Source organism: Ralstonia sp. R-29 (assembly GCF_049913345.1).
Taxonomy (GTDB): Bacteria; Pseudomonadota; Gammaproteobacteria; order Burkholderiales; family Burkholderiaceae; genus Ralstonia.
Map to the genome: position 1 here is coordinate 3,481,243 of NZ_CP184377.1, position 18,156 is coordinate 3,499,398.

The 18,156-nt window shown below is 65.2% G+C and carries 21 protein-coding genes; 11 read left to right on the plus strand and 10 right to left on the minus strand.

Translation table 11 applies throughout. The features are described from left to right. Positions 1-5 precede the first annotated feature (5 nt). Positions 6-1,298: an MFS transporter gene (locus ACN9M1_RS16390; RefSeq protein WP_426396025.1), complete on the minus strand. Its 1,293-nt coding sequence runs from the start codon at positions 1,296-1,298 to the stop codon at positions 6-8. 275 nt (positions 1,299-1,573) lie between these two features. Between ACN9M1_RS16390 and ACN9M1_RS16395 the strand changes: the two genes are divergently transcribed. Together ACN9M1_RS16395 and ACN9M1_RS16400 are read left to right on the plus strand one after the other, a co-directional pair. Further along, positions 1,574-1,804, plus strand: coding sequence for a YgaP family membrane protein (locus ACN9M1_RS16395; RefSeq protein WP_426396026.1), 231 nt, complete (start codon positions 1,574-1,576; stop codon positions 1,802-1,804). Between the two features lie 3 nt (positions 1,805-1,807). Further along, the gene (locus ACN9M1_RS16400; protein WP_426396028.1) at positions 1,808-2,323 is read left to right on the plus strand and encodes an RNA polymerase sigma factor; all 516 of its coding nucleotides are present in this window, start codon (positions 1,808-1,810) and stop codon (positions 2,321-2,323) included. A gap of 15 nt (positions 2,324-2,338) precedes the next feature. Here the strand turns inward: ACN9M1_RS16400 and ACN9M1_RS16405 are convergent, their stop codons facing one another. Continuing rightward, positions 2,339-3,223 carry a LysR family transcriptional regulator gene (locus ACN9M1_RS16405; protein ID WP_426396029.1) on the minus strand — a complete coding sequence of 295 codons (885 nt, stop codon included), beginning with the start codon at positions 3,221-3,223 and terminating at the stop codon, positions 2,339-2,341. 105 nt (positions 3,224-3,328) lie between these two features. Between ACN9M1_RS16405 and argC the strand changes: the two genes are divergently transcribed. After that, positions 3,329-4,264 carry an N-acetyl-gamma-glutamyl-phosphate reductase gene (argC, locus tag ACN9M1_RS16410; RefSeq protein ID WP_426396031.1) on the plus strand — a complete coding sequence of 312 codons (936 nt, stop codon included), beginning with the start codon at positions 3,329-3,331 and terminating at the stop codon, positions 4,262-4,264. A gap of 11 nt (positions 4,265-4,275) precedes the next feature. Here the strand turns inward: argC and tam are convergent, their stop codons facing one another. Beyond that, the gene (gene tam / locus ACN9M1_RS16415; protein WP_426396033.1) at positions 4,276-5,058 is read right to left on the minus strand and encodes a trans-aconitate 2-methyltransferase; all 783 of its coding nucleotides are present in this window, start codon (positions 5,056-5,058) and stop codon (positions 4,276-4,278) included. 97 nt (positions 5,059-5,155) lie between these two features. Between tam and ACN9M1_RS16420 the strand changes: the two genes are divergently transcribed. After that, positions 5,156-6,052, plus strand: coding sequence for a LysR family transcriptional regulator (locus tag ACN9M1_RS16420; RefSeq protein WP_426396034.1), 897 nt, complete (start codon positions 5,156-5,158; stop codon positions 6,050-6,052). 62 nt (positions 6,053-6,114) lie between these two features. On the opposite strand, the gene ACN9M1_RS16425 is transcribed toward ACN9M1_RS16420, so the two are convergent. Both ACN9M1_RS16425 and ACN9M1_RS16430 read right to left on the minus strand, forming a co-directional pair. After that, the gene (locus ACN9M1_RS16425; RefSeq protein ID WP_426396036.1) at positions 6,115-6,423 is read right to left on the minus strand and encodes a hypothetical protein; all 309 of its coding nucleotides are present in this window, start codon (positions 6,421-6,423) and stop codon (positions 6,115-6,117) included. A 234-nt stretch (positions 6,424-6,657) separates the two neighbouring features. Then, positions 6,658-7,776 carry a nickel/cobalt efflux protein RcnA gene (locus ACN9M1_RS16430; protein ID WP_426396038.1) on the minus strand — a complete coding sequence of 373 codons (1,119 nt, stop codon included), beginning with the start codon at positions 7,774-7,776 and terminating at the stop codon, positions 6,658-6,660. A gap of 105 nt (positions 7,777-7,881) precedes the next feature. Between ACN9M1_RS16430 and ACN9M1_RS16435 the strand changes: the two genes are divergently transcribed. Continuing rightward, entirely contained in the window at positions 7,882-8,154 is a 273-nt protein-coding gene (locus tag ACN9M1_RS16435) for a metal/formaldehyde-sensitive transcriptional repressor (RefSeq protein WP_426396040.1), read from the plus strand. Between the two features lie 69 nt (positions 8,155-8,223). Here the strand turns inward: ACN9M1_RS16435 and ACN9M1_RS16440 are convergent, their stop codons facing one another. Genes ACN9M1_RS16440 through ACN9M1_RS16455 form a run of 4 tightly spaced genes read right to left on the minus strand, consistent with a single transcriptional unit; the run spans position 8,224 to position 11,739 of the window. Next, entirely contained in the window at positions 8,224-9,534 is a 1,311-nt protein-coding gene (locus tag ACN9M1_RS16440) for an NAD(P)/FAD-dependent oxidoreductase (RefSeq protein ID WP_426396041.1), read from the minus strand. After that, a complete protein-coding gene (locus ACN9M1_RS16445) occupies positions 9,531-10,292 on the minus strand; it encodes an amino acid ABC transporter ATP-binding protein (RefSeq protein WP_426396043.1) in 762 nt (253 codons plus the stop codon). The genes ACN9M1_RS16440 and ACN9M1_RS16445 overlap by 4 nt, the downstream gene beginning before the upstream one ends. Further along, positions 10,289-10,960 carry an ectoine/hydroxyectoine ABC transporter permease subunit EhuD gene (gene ehuD, locus ACN9M1_RS16450; protein ID WP_426396045.1) on the minus strand — a complete coding sequence of 224 codons (672 nt, stop codon included), beginning with the start codon at positions 10,958-10,960 and terminating at the stop codon, positions 10,289-10,291. Before ehuD ends, ACN9M1_RS16445 begins: the two co-directional genes overlap by 4 nt. A 14-nt stretch (positions 10,961-10,974) precedes the next feature. After that, on the minus strand, positions 10,975-11,739 hold the full coding sequence (locus ACN9M1_RS16455; RefSeq protein WP_426396047.1) for an ABC transporter substrate-binding protein: 765 nt from the start codon (positions 11,737-11,739) through the stop codon (positions 10,975-10,977). A 195-nt stretch (positions 11,740-11,934) separates the two neighbouring features. Here ACN9M1_RS16455 and ACN9M1_RS16460 point away from each other — a divergent pair, with 195 nt between their 5' ends. The 4 genes from ACN9M1_RS16460 to ACN9M1_RS16475 all read left to right on the plus strand — a co-directional run bounded on the left by ACN9M1_RS16460 (position 11,935) and on the right by ACN9M1_RS16475 (position 14,411). Beyond that, complete coding sequence (locus ACN9M1_RS16460; RefSeq protein WP_426396049.1) at positions 11,935-12,741, plus strand: IclR family transcriptional regulator; 807 nt, start codon at positions 11,935-11,937, stop codon at positions 12,739-12,741. 67 nt (positions 12,742-12,808) lie between these two features. Next, a complete protein-coding gene (locus ACN9M1_RS16465; RefSeq protein ID WP_426396051.1) occupies positions 12,809-13,249 on the plus strand; it encodes an acyl-CoA thioesterase in 441 nt (146 codons plus the stop codon). A 110-nt stretch (positions 13,250-13,359) separates the two neighbouring features. Continuing rightward, positions 13,360-13,581 carry a hypothetical protein gene (locus ACN9M1_RS16470; RefSeq protein WP_027678733.1) on the plus strand — a complete coding sequence of 74 codons (222 nt, stop codon included), beginning with the start codon at positions 13,360-13,362 and terminating at the stop codon, positions 13,579-13,581. A 170-nt stretch (positions 13,582-13,751) separates the two neighbouring features. Continuing rightward, a complete protein-coding gene (locus ACN9M1_RS16475) occupies positions 13,752-14,411 on the plus strand; it encodes a VOC family protein (protein WP_426396053.1) in 660 nt (219 codons plus the stop codon). A gap of 10 nt (positions 14,412-14,421) precedes the next feature. Here ACN9M1_RS16475 and ACN9M1_RS16480 read toward each other — a convergent pair whose 3' ends face one another. Next, complete coding sequence (locus ACN9M1_RS16480) at positions 14,422-15,306, minus strand: LysR family transcriptional regulator (protein WP_426396055.1); 885 nt, start codon at positions 15,304-15,306, stop codon at positions 14,422-14,424. Between the two features lie 104 nt (positions 15,307-15,410). Between ACN9M1_RS16480 and ACN9M1_RS16485 the strand changes: the two genes are divergently transcribed. Further along, on the plus strand, positions 15,411-16,019 hold the full coding sequence (locus ACN9M1_RS16485) for a LysE family translocator (protein WP_426396057.1): 609 nt from the start codon (positions 15,411-15,413) through the stop codon (positions 16,017-16,019). Positions 16,020-16,210: 191 nt separating this feature from the next. Then, positions 16,211-17,962 (plus strand): GMC family oxidoreductase, encoded by a 1,752-nt coding sequence (locus tag ACN9M1_RS16490; protein WP_426396059.1) that lies wholly within the window; start codon positions 16,211-16,213, stop codon positions 17,960-17,962. The last annotated feature ends 194 nt before the right edge of the window (positions 17,963-18,156 follow it).

Genomic DNA, 18,156 nt, shown 5'->3' on the forward strand with positions numbered 1-18,156 from the left:
GCGCGTTATGCCTGATCGCGCTGCGCCGCTTGCGGCACGGCGTGCGGCACCGACTGCGGAGCGTCGGGCGTGGCGAGCGACGGATCACCGCGTTCGTCAGACCCCTTCACCTGGCTCACCCAGAACACGGAGAACAGCCCCGCCGCCACGGCCAGCCAGCCGTTGACCCCGTAGCCTTCAATGTGGCCGCCGGCGCCGTTGCTGAGGAGCAAACCGCCCACCCACGCGCCCACGCCCGTTCCCACTGACATGACGGCACTGTTGGCCGACAGAAACGCGCCGCGCACCTGTGGGTTGGGCACAGTGGTCATCAGCGCTTGCATCGGCACCATGCGGCTGGACAGCACCACCATGAAGCACGGGAAGAACAGCAGCATGCCGATGAACGGCCAGTCGGGCAGATGCGTCATCACCAGCACGGGGATGAACGCCAGCAGCGCGGCCACCACGAACACGCGGCGGCGGCCGTAGCGATCCGCCAGCTTGCCCACCGCACGCGAGCTGAAGAAGGAGGCCGCCCCGCCCGCCACATACAGCCACGCCAAGTCTTGCGGCGCCACGCCGTGGTTGGCCACCAGCACCGGCGAGATGAACGGAATCACCAGCATGTGCGAACCCATCATCACGAAGGTCAGCAGGAAGGCGCGCAGATGGCGCGGGTGGGTCAGCAACTGCCACAGGCCCGTGAGAATCTCGCGCGGCGTCTGGCGGGTACCGGTCAGGTGGGCGGTCAACGGCGGCACCGTCTGGCGTGCGCCCAGCCAGATCAGCACGGTCAATGCCGTCAGCAGGAAGAACGGCGCCGTCCAGCCGAGGTGCGCACCCAGCGCCACGCCCACTGGCACGCCGGCCATGGCCGCCAGCGCAAACGACGACATCACCACACCGGTCGCCGCACCGCGCCGCGCGGGCGGAATCACATCCGACAGCACCGCCATGATGATCGAGCCGAGCACGCCGCCCGTGACGCCCGCAAACGCCCGCGCAAATAGCAGCATGGCGTAGCTGTTGGACAGCGCGCAGGCTAGGTTGGCCAGCGTGAAGAGGCCATAGACGGCCAGCAGCAAGCGGCGCCGGTCGAAGCGGTCGGTGTAGGTGGCGGCCAGTAGGCCCGAGGCGCCGGAGCACAGCGAATACACCGACACCGCCGTGGCAAAGGCCGCCGGACCAATGCCAAACGTGTGCATGATCTGGGGGCCAAGCGGCATCATCACCATGAAATCCATGATGACGGTGAACTGCGTGAGCGCCAGCAGCCAGAGCAGGCGGCGCTCGCGGGTGGGTTCAAGTAGGGGCATGAGGGTGCGAAGAGACCGGGGAGAAGGCGTGCGCAGACTGCCGGGGCGGCTGCGCGGCACACCGTGTTGTGTCTGAAAACATATCTTACGATAGTTGCCGCGGCACAAGAAGTCAAACTCGAATACGCATAACCAGCCTGCAAGGCAGGTCATCGTGCGCTTGTTTGCGCCGGGCATCGAAATTTTTTCGCGGATGCGAATCCGTTTGGCGTGCCGGCGCCTCTTAGGGGGCGAGGACATCCCTCACCTTCGTCTGCCCTCTTTTGGAGAACATCATGTCGTTTCTGAAAACTGCGCTGTATGTGAAAAACGTGCCGAACTGGGAGCGCGCCGTGCGCATCGTGCTGGCCTTGGCCGTGATTGCCGGCGGGCTGGCCTTGGCCACCGCGCCGTGGAACTGGCTGCTGGCCGCGGCCGGTGCCGGGTTTGGCCTGACGGGTGTGGTCGGCTTCTGCCCGGCATGTGCGCTGGTCGGCCGCAAGCTGCAACAACCCCCGCGGAACTGAGCTATGGATCTGGTCCGTCACCAGCCCCTGCTCGATGCCGCCCGCGCGGGTGACGTATCGGCCATCGAGCGCCTGCTGGCCGTCTGCCAGCCCGATATTCGCCGCTATGCGCAGCGCAACTGCCTGATCTCCGACGTGGATGACGCTGTGCAGGAAAGCCTGCTGGTGCTGTCACGCAAGGTGGGCTCGCTGCGCGCGGCGGCGGCGTTCTCCAGCTGGCTATTTGCCGTAGTGCGCCGCGAGTGCCACCGCATGGCGCGCAAGGCGCTTTCCACCGACCCCTGGGATGACGACAAGGTGGAGGCCTGGCTTGCACGCCAACCCGTCGACGACCTGCGTCACGACATCGCCGCCGCGCTGGAATCCTTGCCCGCGCACTATCGAGAGATCATCGTGCTGCGCGACCTGAACGAGATGACGATCGGCGAGATTGCTGACCAACTGCGCGAGACCCGCGCGGCGGTGAAGAGCCGCCTGCACCGGGCACGGCAGCTCACGCGTGAGTACCTGCTCGGCTGAAGGTGGTGGGCCGGGTTACTTCGCCCGCAGTGCCCACAGCGCGTCCAACACGTGCTGCGTCGATCGCTCGACGTGCCCGGCACGGTGCGCGACGCCGAGTTCGCGCCACAAGGCCGGCCGCAGCGGCCGCATGGTGATGCGCGTGTCTGCCGGTGCGGCGGAGGCTTCGTGCGGCAACAGCGTGGCGCCGTAACCAGCGGCCACCAGGCTCTTGATGGCGTCGTTGTAGTTGAGCTGGATGCGCGGCACGGGGTGTTGGCCATCGGCGGCAAACCACTCCATGGTCTGGCGCGAGAGCCGCGTGGTGGTGTCGTTCAGGATCAACGGCTGCGCTGCGAGCCACGCAGGTGTGATGCGGGCGGGGCTTGTCCAATGCGCGGGCAGAAAGGCCATGACGGGATCGCGGCGCCACGGCTTGATGTTGAGCCCCGCCACCTGCGATTGCGGCAATGCCACCAGGCCGACATCCAGCGCACCCTCCGCCAGCTTAGCCAGTGTCTCTTGCGAGGTCAGCACAGCCACCTGCACGTCGATGCCGGGATGGTTTTGTCGCAACGCCTCCAGTGCCTGCGGCAGCAAGTGGGCGATCGCGCCGGTGGAGGCCCCCAGCCGCACGCGCCCACCCAGGCCTTGCACTTGGCGCTGGATGTCGTCCAGGGCCTGTTCGGCATCGGCCAGCAGCTTGCGGGCGCGTTCCACCATCACCTGCCCGATGGCGGTGGGCTGCACCTGCCCGCGCTTGCGCGAGAGCAGCGGCGCGCCCACACGGTCTTCCAGCTCGGCAATGTGCAGGCTGACGGTGGGTGGCGCCAGATGCAGCGCGCGGGCCGCTTCGGCAAAGGAGCTGCGGTCGGCCACTTCCACCAGGGTGCGCAGACGGTCGAGGCTGATGTGTCGCATGGTTCAGAAATGCTGAATGTGAACGTTGGGAAATTCAACTTTTCATATTCTAGGCGGGAGCCGAAGATGGTGGCTTACCCATTCGAATTCATCAAGGACGCTGCCATGTCCAAGCCCCTCATCTTTATCGACGGTGACCAAGGCACCACCGGCTTGCAGATTCACGAACGCCTGCGCGGCCATGTGGATCGGCAGGAGCTGCAACTGCTGACGCTGCCTGCAGACGCCCGCAAAGACCCGCACCGCCGTGCCGAGGCCATCAACGCTTGCGATATCGCTATCTTGTGCCTGCCCGATGCAGCGGCGCGCGAGGCGGTGGCCTCCATCGTCAACCCGAGCGTGCGCGTGATCGATGCCAGCTCCGCGCATCGCACCACGCCGGGTTGGACGTATGGGTTTCCGGAGATGGCGGCCGAACAGGCGCAGCGCGTTGCCACCGCATCGCGCGTGACCAATCCGGGCTGCTACCCGACTGGGGCGATCGGCTTGTTGGGTCCGCTGGTGCAGGCCGGTTTGCTGCCGACGGACTACCCCGTGAGCATTCATGCGGTGTCGGGCTATTCCGGCGGCGGCCGCGCGTCGGTGGAGGCCTACGAGGGGCCCGATGCCAGCAACGCGCTGCCGTTTCAGGTGTATGGGTTGGGTTTGGCGCACAAGCACACGCCGGAGATTCAGCAGCACGCCGGCCTCACGCAGCGCCCGATGTTCGTGCCCGCGTACGGCGCGTATCGCCAGGGCATTGTGTTGACGGTGCCGCTGGAGCAACGCCTGTTGGCGCCCGGCGCCGATGCGGTAACGCTGCACGCGTGCCTGGCCCGCCATTACGCGGACGCCGAGCACGTCGAAGTGATGCCGCTAGCTGCCGCATCGGCGCTGTCGCATCTGGACCCCCAAGCGCTCAACGGCACCAACGACATGCGCCTGAGCGTCTTCGCCAATGACCACGGGCAAGTCCTACTGAGTGCCGTGTTCGACAACCTCGGCAAAGGGGCGTCGGGCGCCGCAGTGCAGAACCTCGGGCTGATGCTTGCGGCGCGCTGACGCGGCTCTCTTCACTTGCGCGTGGCCACGATGAACAAGCGCGGGAACGGCAGCAGCACCGTGCCGTCATCCTGCGCGGGGTAGCCCTGCGCCACGGCATCGCGGTAGCGCGTGAGGAAGGCGTTGCGTTCGGCGTCGTCATCCAACCCAGCGAGGAAGGGCCGCAGCGCACTGCCCTTGAACCACTCGACCACCGCATCGGCGCCGCCGCGCAGCGGATGGTGGTACGTGGTGCGCCAGACATCCACACGCGCGCACAGCGGGGCCAGCAGCCCGTAGTAGTAATGCGCATTAAACCGCTCGGTCCGTTCCACACCCTTGAGCTTGTCTGCCCACGGCCCTGAAGCGCCCACTTCGCGCATCAGGCGGTGTGCGGGCTCGTCCAGGTTGTCCGGCATCTGCACTGCCAAGTGGCCGCCGGGCGTGAGCTTGCTGATGAGCTTCGGAAACAGCGTGTCGTGCGCCGGCAGCCATTGCAGCACCGCATTGGCGAGGATCAGGTCATACGCGCCGGGCTCGTCCCACGTTGCAATGTCGACGATGTCGAACCGCACCTCCGGCAAGCGCTTGCGTGCGGCCTGGATCATGTCGGCGGAAGCGTCGATGCCGCGCACGGCTGCCGCAGGCGCGCGTGCGATCAGGGCTTCGGTGGAATTGCCGGGGCCGCACCCAATGTCGATGGCCACGTGGATGGGCGTGGGCGGCACGGCGGCCAGCAAATCGCGGATGGGCCGTGTGCGTTCGTCTTCAAATTGCACGTATTGCTTGGCGTACCAATCGTGTGGGGTCGTCACGATGTGCTCCTTGTCGTTGTTTGCCTGACGCTGGATTGTGTCGGGCGACAACCGATCAGTAAAATGAATTCAATTTCCGGATTGATTCAAAACACTGATGAAAATCGACACGCTGGGCGTGCAGGCTTTTGTGGCGATTGCGGAGTGCGGCAGCTTTACACAAGCCGCCGATGCGCTGCATGTCACACAGACCGCCATCACGCAGCGCTTGCGCAAGCTGGAAGCCTTTCTGGGCGTGGCGCTGGTGGAGCGCACCACGCGCCGCACGGAACTGACGGAAATCGGCCAGCGTTTTCTGCCGCAGGCGCGGCGGTTGTTGGGCGAGTTGTCCGATGCGTTGACGGAGATCCGCGAGACGGGCCTGAGCCAGCGTGGCGACATCACCATTGCGTGTGTGCCGACGGTGGGCGTGCAATACCTGCCGCGTATCTTGCGTGCATTCTCCGAACATCGGCCGCATGATCGCGTGAAGATTCTCGATCATGCATCCGCGTCGGTACTGCAAGCAGTGCTGCGGCGCGAGGCGGAATTCGGTATCAGCATTGCGGGCGATCAGCACCCGGAACTCGTGAGCGTGCCGTTGACGACCGACCCATATGTGCTGGTCTGCCGCGACGATCACCCGCTCGCCAAGCGGCGGCGCATTCGATGGGCAGCATTGCAACCGCATCCGCTCATCTTTGCCGGCGAGGTGAGCGGCAACCGCAGCCTGCTGGACGGCGCGCTAAAAAACAGCGGCGTGACGCTGCATTCGTTCTACGAAGTGCAGCGCAGTTCCACCGCGTTGGGGCTGGTCGCCGAAGGGCTGGGGGCGGCCGTGGTGCCGAAGCTGGCCATCCAGAAGAATGCGTACCCGATGATCCGCACGATTGAACTGGTGGAGCCGGTGGTCTCGCGCACGCTGGTGTTGGTGACGCGCAAGGCGGCGCAGTTGTCGCCAGCGGCGCGCGCCTTGTATGACCGCATTGCCGAGGGCGCCACGCTCGCGAACTGATGCCGTGGCGAGGAAGCCGGTCCGTGCCTACGTGCCGGCCCTCTCCCCTCGCGCATGACCCGTCAGCCGCGAGCCCCCTCCGCACTGCTCGGATAGCGCGTGTCTCCACGCCATGCAAGCAGGTCATGTGCGCTGGTTTGGCGATCTGCCCCTTGCCCGTACGGGTCAAAACGATCGTACTTCCACGACAGCGTGCCACGGGTGTCGGCCGGGCGATCCGCGCCTTGCGTGAACGGATCCGTCTTGTCGACGGCGCCTTGCGTATAGGTGTCGAACTTGGGTTGTGTGGCCGAGGCTGGAAGCGCTGCGAACAGCGCGGCAGAAGCGGAAAGCGTGGCAAGCCATGCCAGCGAGAGACGGCGGGTGTGCATGATGAACTCCTGGTGCGGTGAACGGGTGCCATCCAACATGGCACGCCATCAGGTCGTTGACGGCGCTTGGCCGTCTCAACCTCACAGGTTGGTCGCGGTGATCATGCAAACCTGACACTGCATCGGTGAAAAACCATTCCGCGCCGGCCTGTACCCACAGATACGCAGCGCATGCGGCAGTGGATGCAACACGAGGAAAATGTGCGCGTGGCGATGCCCGCGCCGGCTGCGCCGTTACACCAGTTGCATCAACCCGTGCACGCCTTGCCACCCTACGTAGAGCCCCACCAGCGAAATCAACGCGCCCGACAGATACGGCGCCTTGCTGGCGAATTCGCCAAAGCCGCTCCAGCGCTTAGACACATGCTTCACGCTCAGCGCAGCCAACGCGCCGGACGCGACCAGCGTCAACGCCAGGCCGATGCTGAAGCACAGCACCAGCGCGGCACCCAATGTCACCTGCTTGAGTTGCAGGCACAGCAGCAGCACGGTGATCGATGCGGGGCACGGAATCAACCCACCCGTCAGCCCGAACACAATGATCTGCCCGGTGGTCACCTCGCGGTTGGCGAAGCGGCGGCGGATGTCGTTGGCGTGCGCGCGTTCATGGGCGTCTTGATAACCATCGGACGACACGTCCAGCCCACTGTGGTCGTGGTCGGCATGCGTGTGATCGTGCTCGGCGAATTCCACATCGTAGTCATGCCGATGGTGTTCATGCCCAAGCGACAGGCGCGCCACGAAGGCATGCGGCTCGGGAATGGTCTGTTCAGATTCCAGAAAGCCATCGCGCTGCACGAACGCAAACGTCTGCCGGCTGCCGTCGGGGCGCTCGATCACCACCTGCACCTGGTCGGCGGTCCATGCGTGGCCGCGTGTGCCTTCGCGCGTGAGCCGGAAGCGTGGTGGCATGCCGTCTTCAAACACCTCAAGCCGGACCGTGCCGTGGCCGGTGTCGATGTGCTTGGCTTCGTCATGGTCGTGCGCGTGATCGTGATCGTGGTCATGCCCGCGCGTGCTGCGCCACGTGCGCCACATCATCCAGGCTGCCACGGCCACGATGAGTACGGCCGATGCCACCTGGAAGTACGGCTCGGTGGTCTCCGCATTCCAGTTGCGGCCGAAGTACAGCCCCGCCATGGCCACCGCCCACACCACCGCCGTATGCGACACCGTGGCCGACAGCCCCAGCAGCACGGCCTGCCCGAGCGTGCCCCTGATGGCGACAATGAACGCCGCCATCATCGTCTTGGAGTGACCGGGCTCGAGGCCGTGCAGGGCGCCCAGCAGGATGGCGCTGGGGACGAACAGCCAGGCATTGCCTTGCTGCAACAGGGTGGTGAACGCGGTCATGGGTGGGCCTGTCCGTGGCGATTTCCGGGTTGGCGCAGTATACTCCCCCCTAGTATCGGCGTGCTACCCTCCGCCGACTCTGCAATCCTCAAACCACCTGAACCCATGGCCCACACCATCCGCGACAAAGCCAAGCTCCTGGCGCGTGTACGGCGCATTCAGGGGCAGACGGTCGCCCTGGAAAAACAACTCGCCGATGAGGGGGATTGCACGGCTGTGCTGCAGCAGATCGCTGCGATTCGCGGTGCGGTGAACGGCCTGATGGCCGCCGTGATCGAAGGCCACCTGACCGATCACGTGGTCAAGGAATCGGCCGAAGCGCAGCGCCAGGAAGACCTGGATGCCGTGATGCAGGTGATCAAGTCGTATTTGAAGTAAGGCGGGTGTCGGCGGAATCTCCCGTCATACCTTCAGGAAATTCCACATCAGTCTGCCCATAGTGGCTCGTTAGCCGCCCAGCTTGTCGAGCAGGCTGTACCACGCCACGCCCGCTGCAATGTAGAAGCGCTGAAGGCTGTGCAGCGGGATCGGCGTGATGGGCGACACGGGATACGGAAACGCCTCGCCAGTATCTGCAAGCCGTGCAGCAATATGCTGGCCCAGGCTGGTGCACAGCGCGATGCCGCGCCCATTGCAGCCAAGCGCCATCGTCAGGCCCGGCGCGGGCTCGTGAATGTGCGGCATGAAATCCCGCGTGATGGCGATGCGGCCGCTCCAGCGGTATTCATATTCCAAGGGCCCCAACTGCGGAAACAGCAACTCCAGTGAGCGTTCGAGGTGTGCAAAATCCTGCGCACTGCGCGGCTCGGTAAAGAAGCCGCGCCCACCCATGAGCAGGCGCCCGGCTGCGTCTTTGCGGAAATACAGCAGCAGCCGTTGCGAGGTGGAAGCCGTCTCGCCGCGTGCCAGGATTGCTTGCGCATCCGCCGTCTTGAGCGGCTTGGTGGCGACGATGAAGCTGTTGGCAGAGAGCACGGTCTGTGCCAGCCCCGGCCACAGCGCACCCGTGTACCCATTGGTGCCGATCACCACGCGTTGTGCGCGCACGCTGGCGCCGGTGCTGGTGGTGGCAATCCACTGCGCGCCCTGCCGTTCCAACGCGGTGACGGCGGTGTGGCCATGCACAGCCGCGCCCGCTTGTTGTGCGGCACGCACCAACCCGCGTGCATACGCCATCGGCTGGATGGCGCCGGCACGGCCGTCGAGCCATGCACCTGCAAATGACTCGGTGCCGACGCGCTTGGCGACCGCCGCGCGATCCAGCACTTCCACCGGCACGCCGCGCTTCTCCCACTGGCGTGCGCGTGCATGCAATGCAGGCACGGCCTTGTCGGAATACGAAAGCTGCAGCCAGCCCGCCCGCACCGGCTGGCAATCGATGCGGTGGCGCTCGATCAAATCGAACACCAGGTCGGCCGAGCGTGAGACGGCATCGATCAACGGTTCGGCACGCGCGGCGCCAAACAGGCTGACGAGTTCATCCGGGTCATGCTTGAGCGTCGGGTTGACCTGCCCACCGTTGCGGCCCGAGGCACCCCAGCCCGGATCGTTCGCTTCGAGCACGGTGACGTTGGTGCCGCGCTCGGCCAAATGCAGCGCGGTCGACAACCCCGTGTAGCCGCCACCGATGACGAGCACGTCCGTCGTGATCGATTCCGTTAACGGCGGCGTGGGCGGCGCGGCGGGTGCGGTGGCGGCCCACAGCGACGGCGGCAGTAGCTCGGCGCCGAAGGCCATGTCGAGTTGCGGTTGCGTCATGGCACCAAGTCTCCGGCCGGTGCATCTGCCGGCTTGTGCAGCACGCGGCGCAAAAAATCTTGCGTGCGCGGCTGGCGCGGTGCGCCCAAGACCTGGGCAGCCGGCCCCTCTTCGACGATGGTGCCGCTGTGCAGAAAGCACACGCGGTCGGCCACCTCACGCGCAAAGCCCATCTCGTGTGTGACGACGATCATCGTCATGCCTTCGCGGGCGAGTGCGCGCATCACCTCCAGCACATCGCCCACGAGTTCGGGGTCGAGCGCGGAAGTCGGCTCATCAAACAGCATCGCCTCGGGCTCCATTGCCAGCGCGCGGGCAATCGCCACGCGCTGCTGCTGGCCGCCTGAGAGTTGCGCCGGGTAAGCCTGTGCCTTGGCAGCGAGCCCCACTTTTTCCAGCAGTGCCATCGCCTTGGCCCGCGCGGCTTCGGGGCGTTCGCCCTTCACGTAGACCGGGCCTTCCATCACGTTTTCCAGCACGCTGCGGTGCGGGAACAGGTTGAAGCGCTGGAACACCATGCCCATGCGGCTGCGCAGGGTGTGGATGGCCTTGCTGTGTTGGTCGACGCGTTCGCCAAAGGCGCGGATCTCCCCGCCGTCATATGACTCCAGCCCGTTGATGCAGCGCAGGACGGTCGACTTGCCCGAGCCCGACGGGCCGATCAGACAGACGACTTCGCCCTTGTCCACGTGCAGGCTTACGCCGCGCAGTACGTGGTGGTCACCAAAGTGCTTCTGCAGATCACGGATCTCGATCATGGCTTTGCTCTCCCCGCGCCCATGCGGCGTTCCAACCGGCGCAGGCCGTACACCAGCGGCAGGCTCATCACCAGATACAGCAGCGCCACCAGCGTGTAGACCGTCATGTTCTGGAACGTGGACGAGGCAATGAGTTGCCCCGCGCGCGTCATCTCCGCCACCGTGATGGTGGACACCAGCGATGAATCCTTGAGCATCATCACCAACGTGTTGCCGTACGGCGGCAGCGCAATGCGAAACGCCTGCGGCAGGATCACGCGCCGCATGATGAGCGCGCCGCGCATGCCCATGGCCTGGGCGGCTTCACGCTGGCCGGGGTCCACGGCCTCGATACCGGCGCGAAAGTTCTCGGCCTGATACGCGGAATACGCAATGCCCAGCCCGATCACGCCCGCCTGGAACGCCGTGAGCTGAATGCCGATGTCCGGCAGCACGAAGTAGATGTAGAAGAGCTGCACGATGATCGGCAGCCCGCGAATGATGTTGACGATGGTCGCCCCAGCCGTCGACACGGCCTTGATGGGCGACAACCGCATCAGCGCCAGCCCCAGGCCGATCACGCTGCTGAGCAGGAACGACAGCACGGTCACTTCCACCGTGACCACCGCCCCTTTCAGCAGAATCGGCAGGAAGTCCTGCGCGTGTTCAATGAACGTTGCAACACTCATGACACATCACCCGCTCAGATGCCCCACTTCTTCACGATGGCATCCAGCGTGCCGTCGGCCTTGATCTTGGCGATGGCCTTGTTGATGCGGGTAAGCGTTTCGGTATCGCCCTTGCGCACCACCAGGCACACGTCGCCCACGTTGGCGGGTTTGTAATTCGGCGCGAGCTTTACGCCTTCAAAGGTTTTCTGACGGATCTGGTACGCGATGATCGGCTGATCGCCCAGGCCGGCCTTGATGCGGCCCAGCGCCAGATCGCGCGTCATGTCGGCCACCGAGTCGTAGCTGCGCACTTCCTTGAAGATGCCCTTCTTGTTGAGCATGTCGAGGAACACCGTGCCCACCTGCGCGCCCACCACCTCGCCTTTCAGGTCATCGAGCGTGGCGTAGTTTTTGGCGTCGTCGGCCTTGACGATCAGGCCCTCGCCGTACGAGTACACCGGGTCGGAAAAGTCCACCACCTGCGCGCGCGCCGGCGTCTTGAGCATCGCCGCCGAGATGATGTCGATCTTGTTGGACGTGAGCGACGGGATGAGCGCCGAGAACACCGTCTGCTGCACGTTCACGTTGAAGCCGCCCGCCTTGCCGACGGCGGTAACGGTGTCGACCATCATCCCCTGGATGGAATTGGTCTTCACATCTAGAAAGGTGAACGGCACGCCCGTGGCGGTAGCGCCTACGTTGTAGGTGGGCGCCCCACCTTGTGCCCACGCGAACGATGCGGTGCCGAGCATGCACAAGACGAGTGCGGCGCGACGGAAAGTGGTGACGACAGACATGGCAAGCCTCCAAGGAACGAAAAGAAGACGCACCCCGAATGTGAATTCCCCGAGGTCCGGACACGCCTATGCAATGCGTATGCCAATATTCGAACGTGTCACATCGATAGATAACTATGGAAAACCACTAATCGACGCGTGTGAATCGATATGCGATTCTTTGGGCGTTGATTTGCCATCAGGACGCCACTCGTCATGACCGTCGCCCCCGATACCGCCGAACCCGCAGACGCGCCCGATCTGCTCTTCAACCAGTCGCTGGAGAAAGGGCTGGCCGTGCTGGGCGCCTTTAACGCGCAGCGCCGCACGATGACGATTGCCGAAGTGGCCGCCGCCACCGGCATCAACAAAAGCTCGGCGCAACGCATGGTCTACACGCTCGAGCAGCTCGGCTACCTGCGCAAGCACCCGCAAACGCGGCGCTACCAACTCACCCCGGCGGTGATGAAGATCGGCTTCAACTACCTGGCCGCCGACACGCTCATCGACGTGGCCAACCCGTTCCTGGCCGAGCTGACCAAGCTGACCACCGAAACCTCGTGCCTGACCGAACCCGACCAGAACGAGATGGTGTACGTCGCCCGCTTTGTGAGCGCGCATTTCGTGCCGGTGCACATGCCCATCGGCAGCCGCATCCCGATGTACTGCACGGCATCGGGCCGTGCCTACCTGAGCGCGCTGCCGATGCCCGAAGCACAGGCCATCGTAGAGGCCTCGCAGCGTGTGGCGCACACCATGCATACGCGCACCGACGTGGCCGACATCATGGAAACGCTGCGCCAGGCGCGCCAGCGTGGTTACGCCGTCAACTGCGAAGAACTGTTCCTCGGCGACATGACCATCGCCGCGCCCATCGTTAGCAGTAACGGGCGCGCGTTGGGCGCGATTCACTTGGTCGCCCCCACCGGGCGATGGACGCCGGAAGACATGGAAACCAAGCTCGGCCCCGCGCTGCTGCAATGTGCGCGGGCGATCAGCACATCGGTGCGGGCGTTGGGGTGAGGCGCCATCTGCGCCAGCCGGCAAAGCCCGGCACAATGCCCACACCCTCGCCTCACCCCACATCGCCATGACGCTCTCGTCGCTCAACGACTTTCCGCTGCTGTCCACCGACAAGCTCCGCTACGGCGACACCGATCGCCAGGGCCATATCAACAACGCTGTCTTCGCCACGTACCTGGAAACGGGCCGCGTCGAGATGCTGTTCACGCCGGACAACCCACTCGCCGCGCCCGGCTGCGAGTTCGTGATCGCGCAGCTCGTGCTCGATTTCCGCAACGAAATCCTGTGGCCCGGCTCGGTGCAGATCGGCACGCGCGTGGCGAACGTGGGGCGCAGCTCCGTCAAGCTCGAACAGGCCATCTTCCAGAACGGCCGCTGCGCCGCCACCTCGCAATCGGTGATCGTGCAGATCGACGTCAGCACGCGCCAATCGGTGCCCATTACGGATAGCGCGCGCCAACGTCTCGCCGCCCTCACCATCGCCCCGGCCGGCGCCGAAGCGGAGTGATGCACGGCGTACGCAAACGAACGCCCTCGGAAATTTTTTTAACTTTGCTTGCACTTCCACCACTTGCCGGTGGGAAGATGGCTCTCCCGTTCAATCACGCGGAGGTGACCATGGGACTGTTGGATGAAGTGGGCAAGATCGCCGGCGCCGTCGCCGCCGTTGAAGCCGCCGAGAAGGTCGATCCGGATGCCGGCCTGCTGACCAAGGCTGTCGCCGCCGTTGCCGGTTTCAAGGGCGCGGGCGCACTGGAAGAGATGCTGGAAAAGAAAGACGAAGCCAAGGCCGAAGGCGCCGAGGCCGCTCCGGAAGATGGGGCCGCGCCGCAGGCTTGATGCGCTTGCAGGCTCGAAAGGATTTGGGGGACCCCGCCGGTTGGCGGGGTTTTTGTTTTTTGGGACTGGAGAAAGAACGACGCCACGTATTCAATCTGCGAGACAGCACTTGACGTGCCCTGTGGCATCCTCCGCTCCTAGGTTTCAGACGCACACCAACGGGAGCCCTCTTGAAGATCGATCACATCGCCTTCGCCGCGCAATCCCTCGACCAGGCCAAGGCGTATGCCTCGCAATTGTTTGGTGTGGAGTTGCCTGCAGGAGGCAAGCATCCTCTGATGGGGACGCACAACCTGGTGACGCGGATCGCGCAGGGCGTCTTCCTTGAGTTCATCGCGATTGATCCCGATGTCCCGCCGCCAAACAGGACCCGCTGGTTTGCACTGGACCGTCTGATGCAGGAAGGCAAGCTGGAAGATGCGCCGAGGTTGTTCGGCTGGGTAGCCAGCCTTCCCGATCTGGCGCGCAACACTGCAATCCAGTCGGCGCAACACGAACTGCTTGAAGTGTCCCGTGGTGACTTGCGATGGCATTTCTTCCACCGCAAAGACGGTGCAGCGGAGGCAGGCGGGTGCTGGCCCGCCATGATCGATTGGGCCGGAGGCCAGAGCCCCGCCGACAAGATGCAGGATGTCGGCCTCCGCCTGAACCGGTTCCAACTCGCGCATCCGGAGATGGCTGCCATCCGAGCAAAGTTTGATGGGCTGGGGTGGGATGCTTCCGCCCCCGAGAACCGCCATGTGGAATTTGCCGATGCGGCGCGGCCGGCATTGACGCTCGTGCTCGATACCCCGAATGGGTCGGTGCAGATCGAGGGCGGCGGCCTGTAACGGCAACAGGTCAGGCGGCGCGCCGTTCTCCCACACGCTGTCGCGTAGAAAACCCGTCCCGCACGCACTGCCCCAACGCCTGCGCCGCCGCACTCGCCCCTTGCGCGGGCAACAGCAGACTAATCGCAAACATCGGCAATTCCGGCAGCCCGGCTTCCGGCCCCAGAATGTCCAGATCCGCTGGCACTGTCGGCGTGAGCCACGCGGTGACGGTCAGGCCAGTGCGCACCGTGGCGGTGGTCGCCTCGATGTTGCCGCTCTCAAACACGGTGCGCCATTCGATGCCATATTCGCCCAGCGCCTTGAGCACGCGGGCGCGGAAGGCGCAGCTCTCGTCCACCATCGACAGCGGCAGCGGGCGCTTCGCATGCACGTTGCCGCCGCGCGCCCCCACCCACACCAGCCGCTCCACGCACAGGCATTCGCCCGTGGCTTCATCCACCGGGGCTTCGACCACGGCGACGTCGAGTTCGCCGCGAGCAATACCTTCCGCCAGTTCGGGCGACGTGCCGCAGACGATGGTCAGCTCCACCGATGGCCACGCTTCGGTAAAGGCTTTGAAGATAGGCGGGAAAACGGTGCCGACCAGGTCATACGGCACACCCAGGCGCACCGGGCCCTGCAGCGGGCGCGCAGCCATATCGGCCCAGATTTCGTCGTTGAGGGCGAGCAGGCGTTTGGCGCGGCCGAGGAAGCGCTCGCCGGCGTGGGTGAGTTCGAGCCGGCGGCCGTCGCGTTCGAACAGGCGGCATTCGAAGGCGTCTTCCAGCCGCTTGATCTGCTGGCTGATGGCGCCTTGCGTGAGGTGCAGCGCGTTGGCCGCGACCGTCATGCTGGCGTTTTCCGCCACGGCAACGAAGGTACGGACGAGGGTGATGTCGAGGTTTTTGGCCATCGCTGCATTCTAGAAGCTAATGCATGGCATCAAAAACCTTCGATTTGCTAATGGTTTCGGGCGCTCTACAGTGGTTTTCCTTTATGTGATCCCGGGGTGCCGCCATGGCTGTCGAGCCGTTGTCTTCCATTGCGCCGTTGGTGTTGTTTGCCGTGGTGTCCACGGTGTCACCCGGTGGGGCGACCACGCTGGCGACGGCTTCGGGTTCGCAGTTCGGCTTTCGGCGCTCGATTCCGCTGATGGTGGGAATTGCCGTGGGGCTGGCGTCGCTGGCGGCGGGTGCTGCGGCTGGCCTGGCGGGTCTGCTGATGGCCGCGCCGGGGCTGATGCTCGTGATGAAAGCGGTGGGCTCCGCCTATCTGCTGTGGCTGGCGTGGAAGGTGGCGCGCAGCGGCCCGCCCAACCTCAGCGCAACCGCCGCGGTGCCGACCACCCTGCTGGGCGGCGCTTGCCTTCTCTGGCTGAACCCGAAAGGCTGGGCGATGGCGCTGGGTGCGGCAGCCTCCTTTGCGATGCTGGCGAGCGGCCCGCTGCAACTGGCGGCGCTGCTGGGCGCCACCTTTGGGCTGGCGGCGCTGGCGTCGCTGTCGCTGTGGTGCGCGGCCGGCATCGTGCTGGCGCAGTTGCTGAAGACGCCGCGCCAGTGGCGTGTGCTGAACGCCGTGCTGGGGGTGCTGCTGGCGGCCTCGATTGTGCCCATGTGGGGCGCCTGAAGCGGCTCGCCTGTTGCGGTGCGGCAATCCGTATCGCGCCTTGGGGTAACGGTCTCCGCCCGGTGCTGGCCGACTTTGCTGCATGACATCGAACGATGCCTCTAATGCCGGGTTACCCCCATCGTTTGAAACAGGCCATGGCGCCTAGGATGCAAGGTCACGCCCAATACAAGACCGCTCCGGAGACACCCATGGCCACGGAATTGAGCACCCCAGCGAGCACCCCCGCGCTCACCTTCGACTACGTCATCGTCGGCGCTGGCTCGGCCGGTTGTGCGCTGGCCGCACGCCTGACGGAAGACCCGGACGTGACCGTCGCGCTGCTGGAAGCGGGGCCGCATGACCATCACCTCTCGGTATGGGTGCCGGCGGGGTGTGCGGCGTCGCTGCCGTTCAAGAACAAGCGCAACTACGGCTTTCTGACCGCGCCGCAGCCGGGGCTGGGCGGGCGCCAGGGTTATCAACCGCGCGGGCGTGGGCTGGGCGGCAGCTCGTCGCTCAACGCGATGATCTATATCCGGGGCACGCCCTCTGACTACAACCACTGGGCGTCGCTCGGCTGCACCGGCTGGGGCTGGAACGACGTACTGCCCTACTTCAAACGCTCCGAAGGCAACACGCGTTTTGCGGGCCGCGATGACGACGCGCTGCACGGCGGCACCGGCCCCCTGCACGTGAGCGACCTGCATGCCGGTACCCCGGGCAACCCCATTGCACAACGTTTTGTCGATGCCGGCGTGGCCGCAGGCTACCGCCGCAACAACGATTTCAACGGCCCCGACCAGGAGGGCGTCGGCCCCTACCAAGTCACGCAATACAACGGCGAACGCTGGAACGCCGCACGCGCGTATCTGCACGGTGGTGATAAGGCCGATGCCACGTTCTGCCGCAACCGCCGTCAGCTCACCGTGCTGCCCGACACGCAGGCGCTGCGCATCGTCTTTGAGGGCAAGCGCGCGACGGGCGTGGTGGTTGATCGCGGCGGCCGCACCGAGACGCTGCAGGTACGCCGCGAGGTCATCGTGTCATCCGGCGCGTTCGGCTCACCGCAACTGCTGATGGCCTCGGGTGTGGGCCCGGCGCAGCATCTGCGCTCGCTCGGCATTCCCGTTGTGCACGACCTGCCCGGCGTCGGCCAGAACCTGCAGGACCACCTCGACATCATCCTGCACAAGAAAGTCTTCAATCTGGATTTGATCGGCTATTCGCTGCGCGGCAGCGTGCACATGCTCGGCGAAATCCTCCGCTATCGGCGTGAGCGGCGCGGCATGCTGGCCACCAACTTTGCCGAGGCCGGCGGCTTCATCAAGAGCCGCCCCGACTTGGCCGACCCCGACCTGCAACTGCACTTCGTAGTCGCCATGGCAGACAACCACAACCGCACGTTCAACTACGGCCACGGCTATTCGTGCCACGTGTGCGTGCTACGCCCGAAGAGCCGCGGTGAAGTGCGACTCGCCTCCGCCGACACACGCGAGGCACCGCTGATCGACCCGCGTTTCCTCTCCGACCCGGACGACATGACCGGCATGCTCGCCGGCTTCCGCGCGGTGAAGCGCATCTTCGCGCAGCGGCCGCTGGCCGACCTGGGCGGGCGTGAACTGTATTCAGGAAACATCCGTGGAGACGGCTCCGACGACGAAGCCGTGCGCGCGCTGATCCGCCAGCATGCAGACACCATCTACCACCCCGTCGGCACCTGCAAGATGGGCAGCGCGGACGATGCAATGGCGGTAGTGGACCCAGAACTACGCGTGCGCGGCGTCACAGGCTTGCGCGTGATCGACGGCTCCGTCATGCCGACGCTGATCGGCGGCAACACCAACGCCCCAATCATCATGATTGCCGAGCGCGCAGCAGACCTGATTCGACAAGGCGCGCGCACGACGCTGAATGAGGTGACAAGCGCCCCAGCGCAGCCGACGCCGGCCGAGGTGCACTAAGCAACAAGAGACGCCTTGGCGCCAACACCCGCACACCAATGGTTCGGCCGTTGATGCCCTAGATGGCGCCTTGAATTTCTGTTGCAGGGAGGAAGAAGAGAGGAGGCTTGTCTGAGCGAAGCGAGTTTGCCTCCTCTCCCTCCCTGCGACATAAATTCAAGGGATCAGTCGCCATCTCGGGCGCGCCTTTCTTT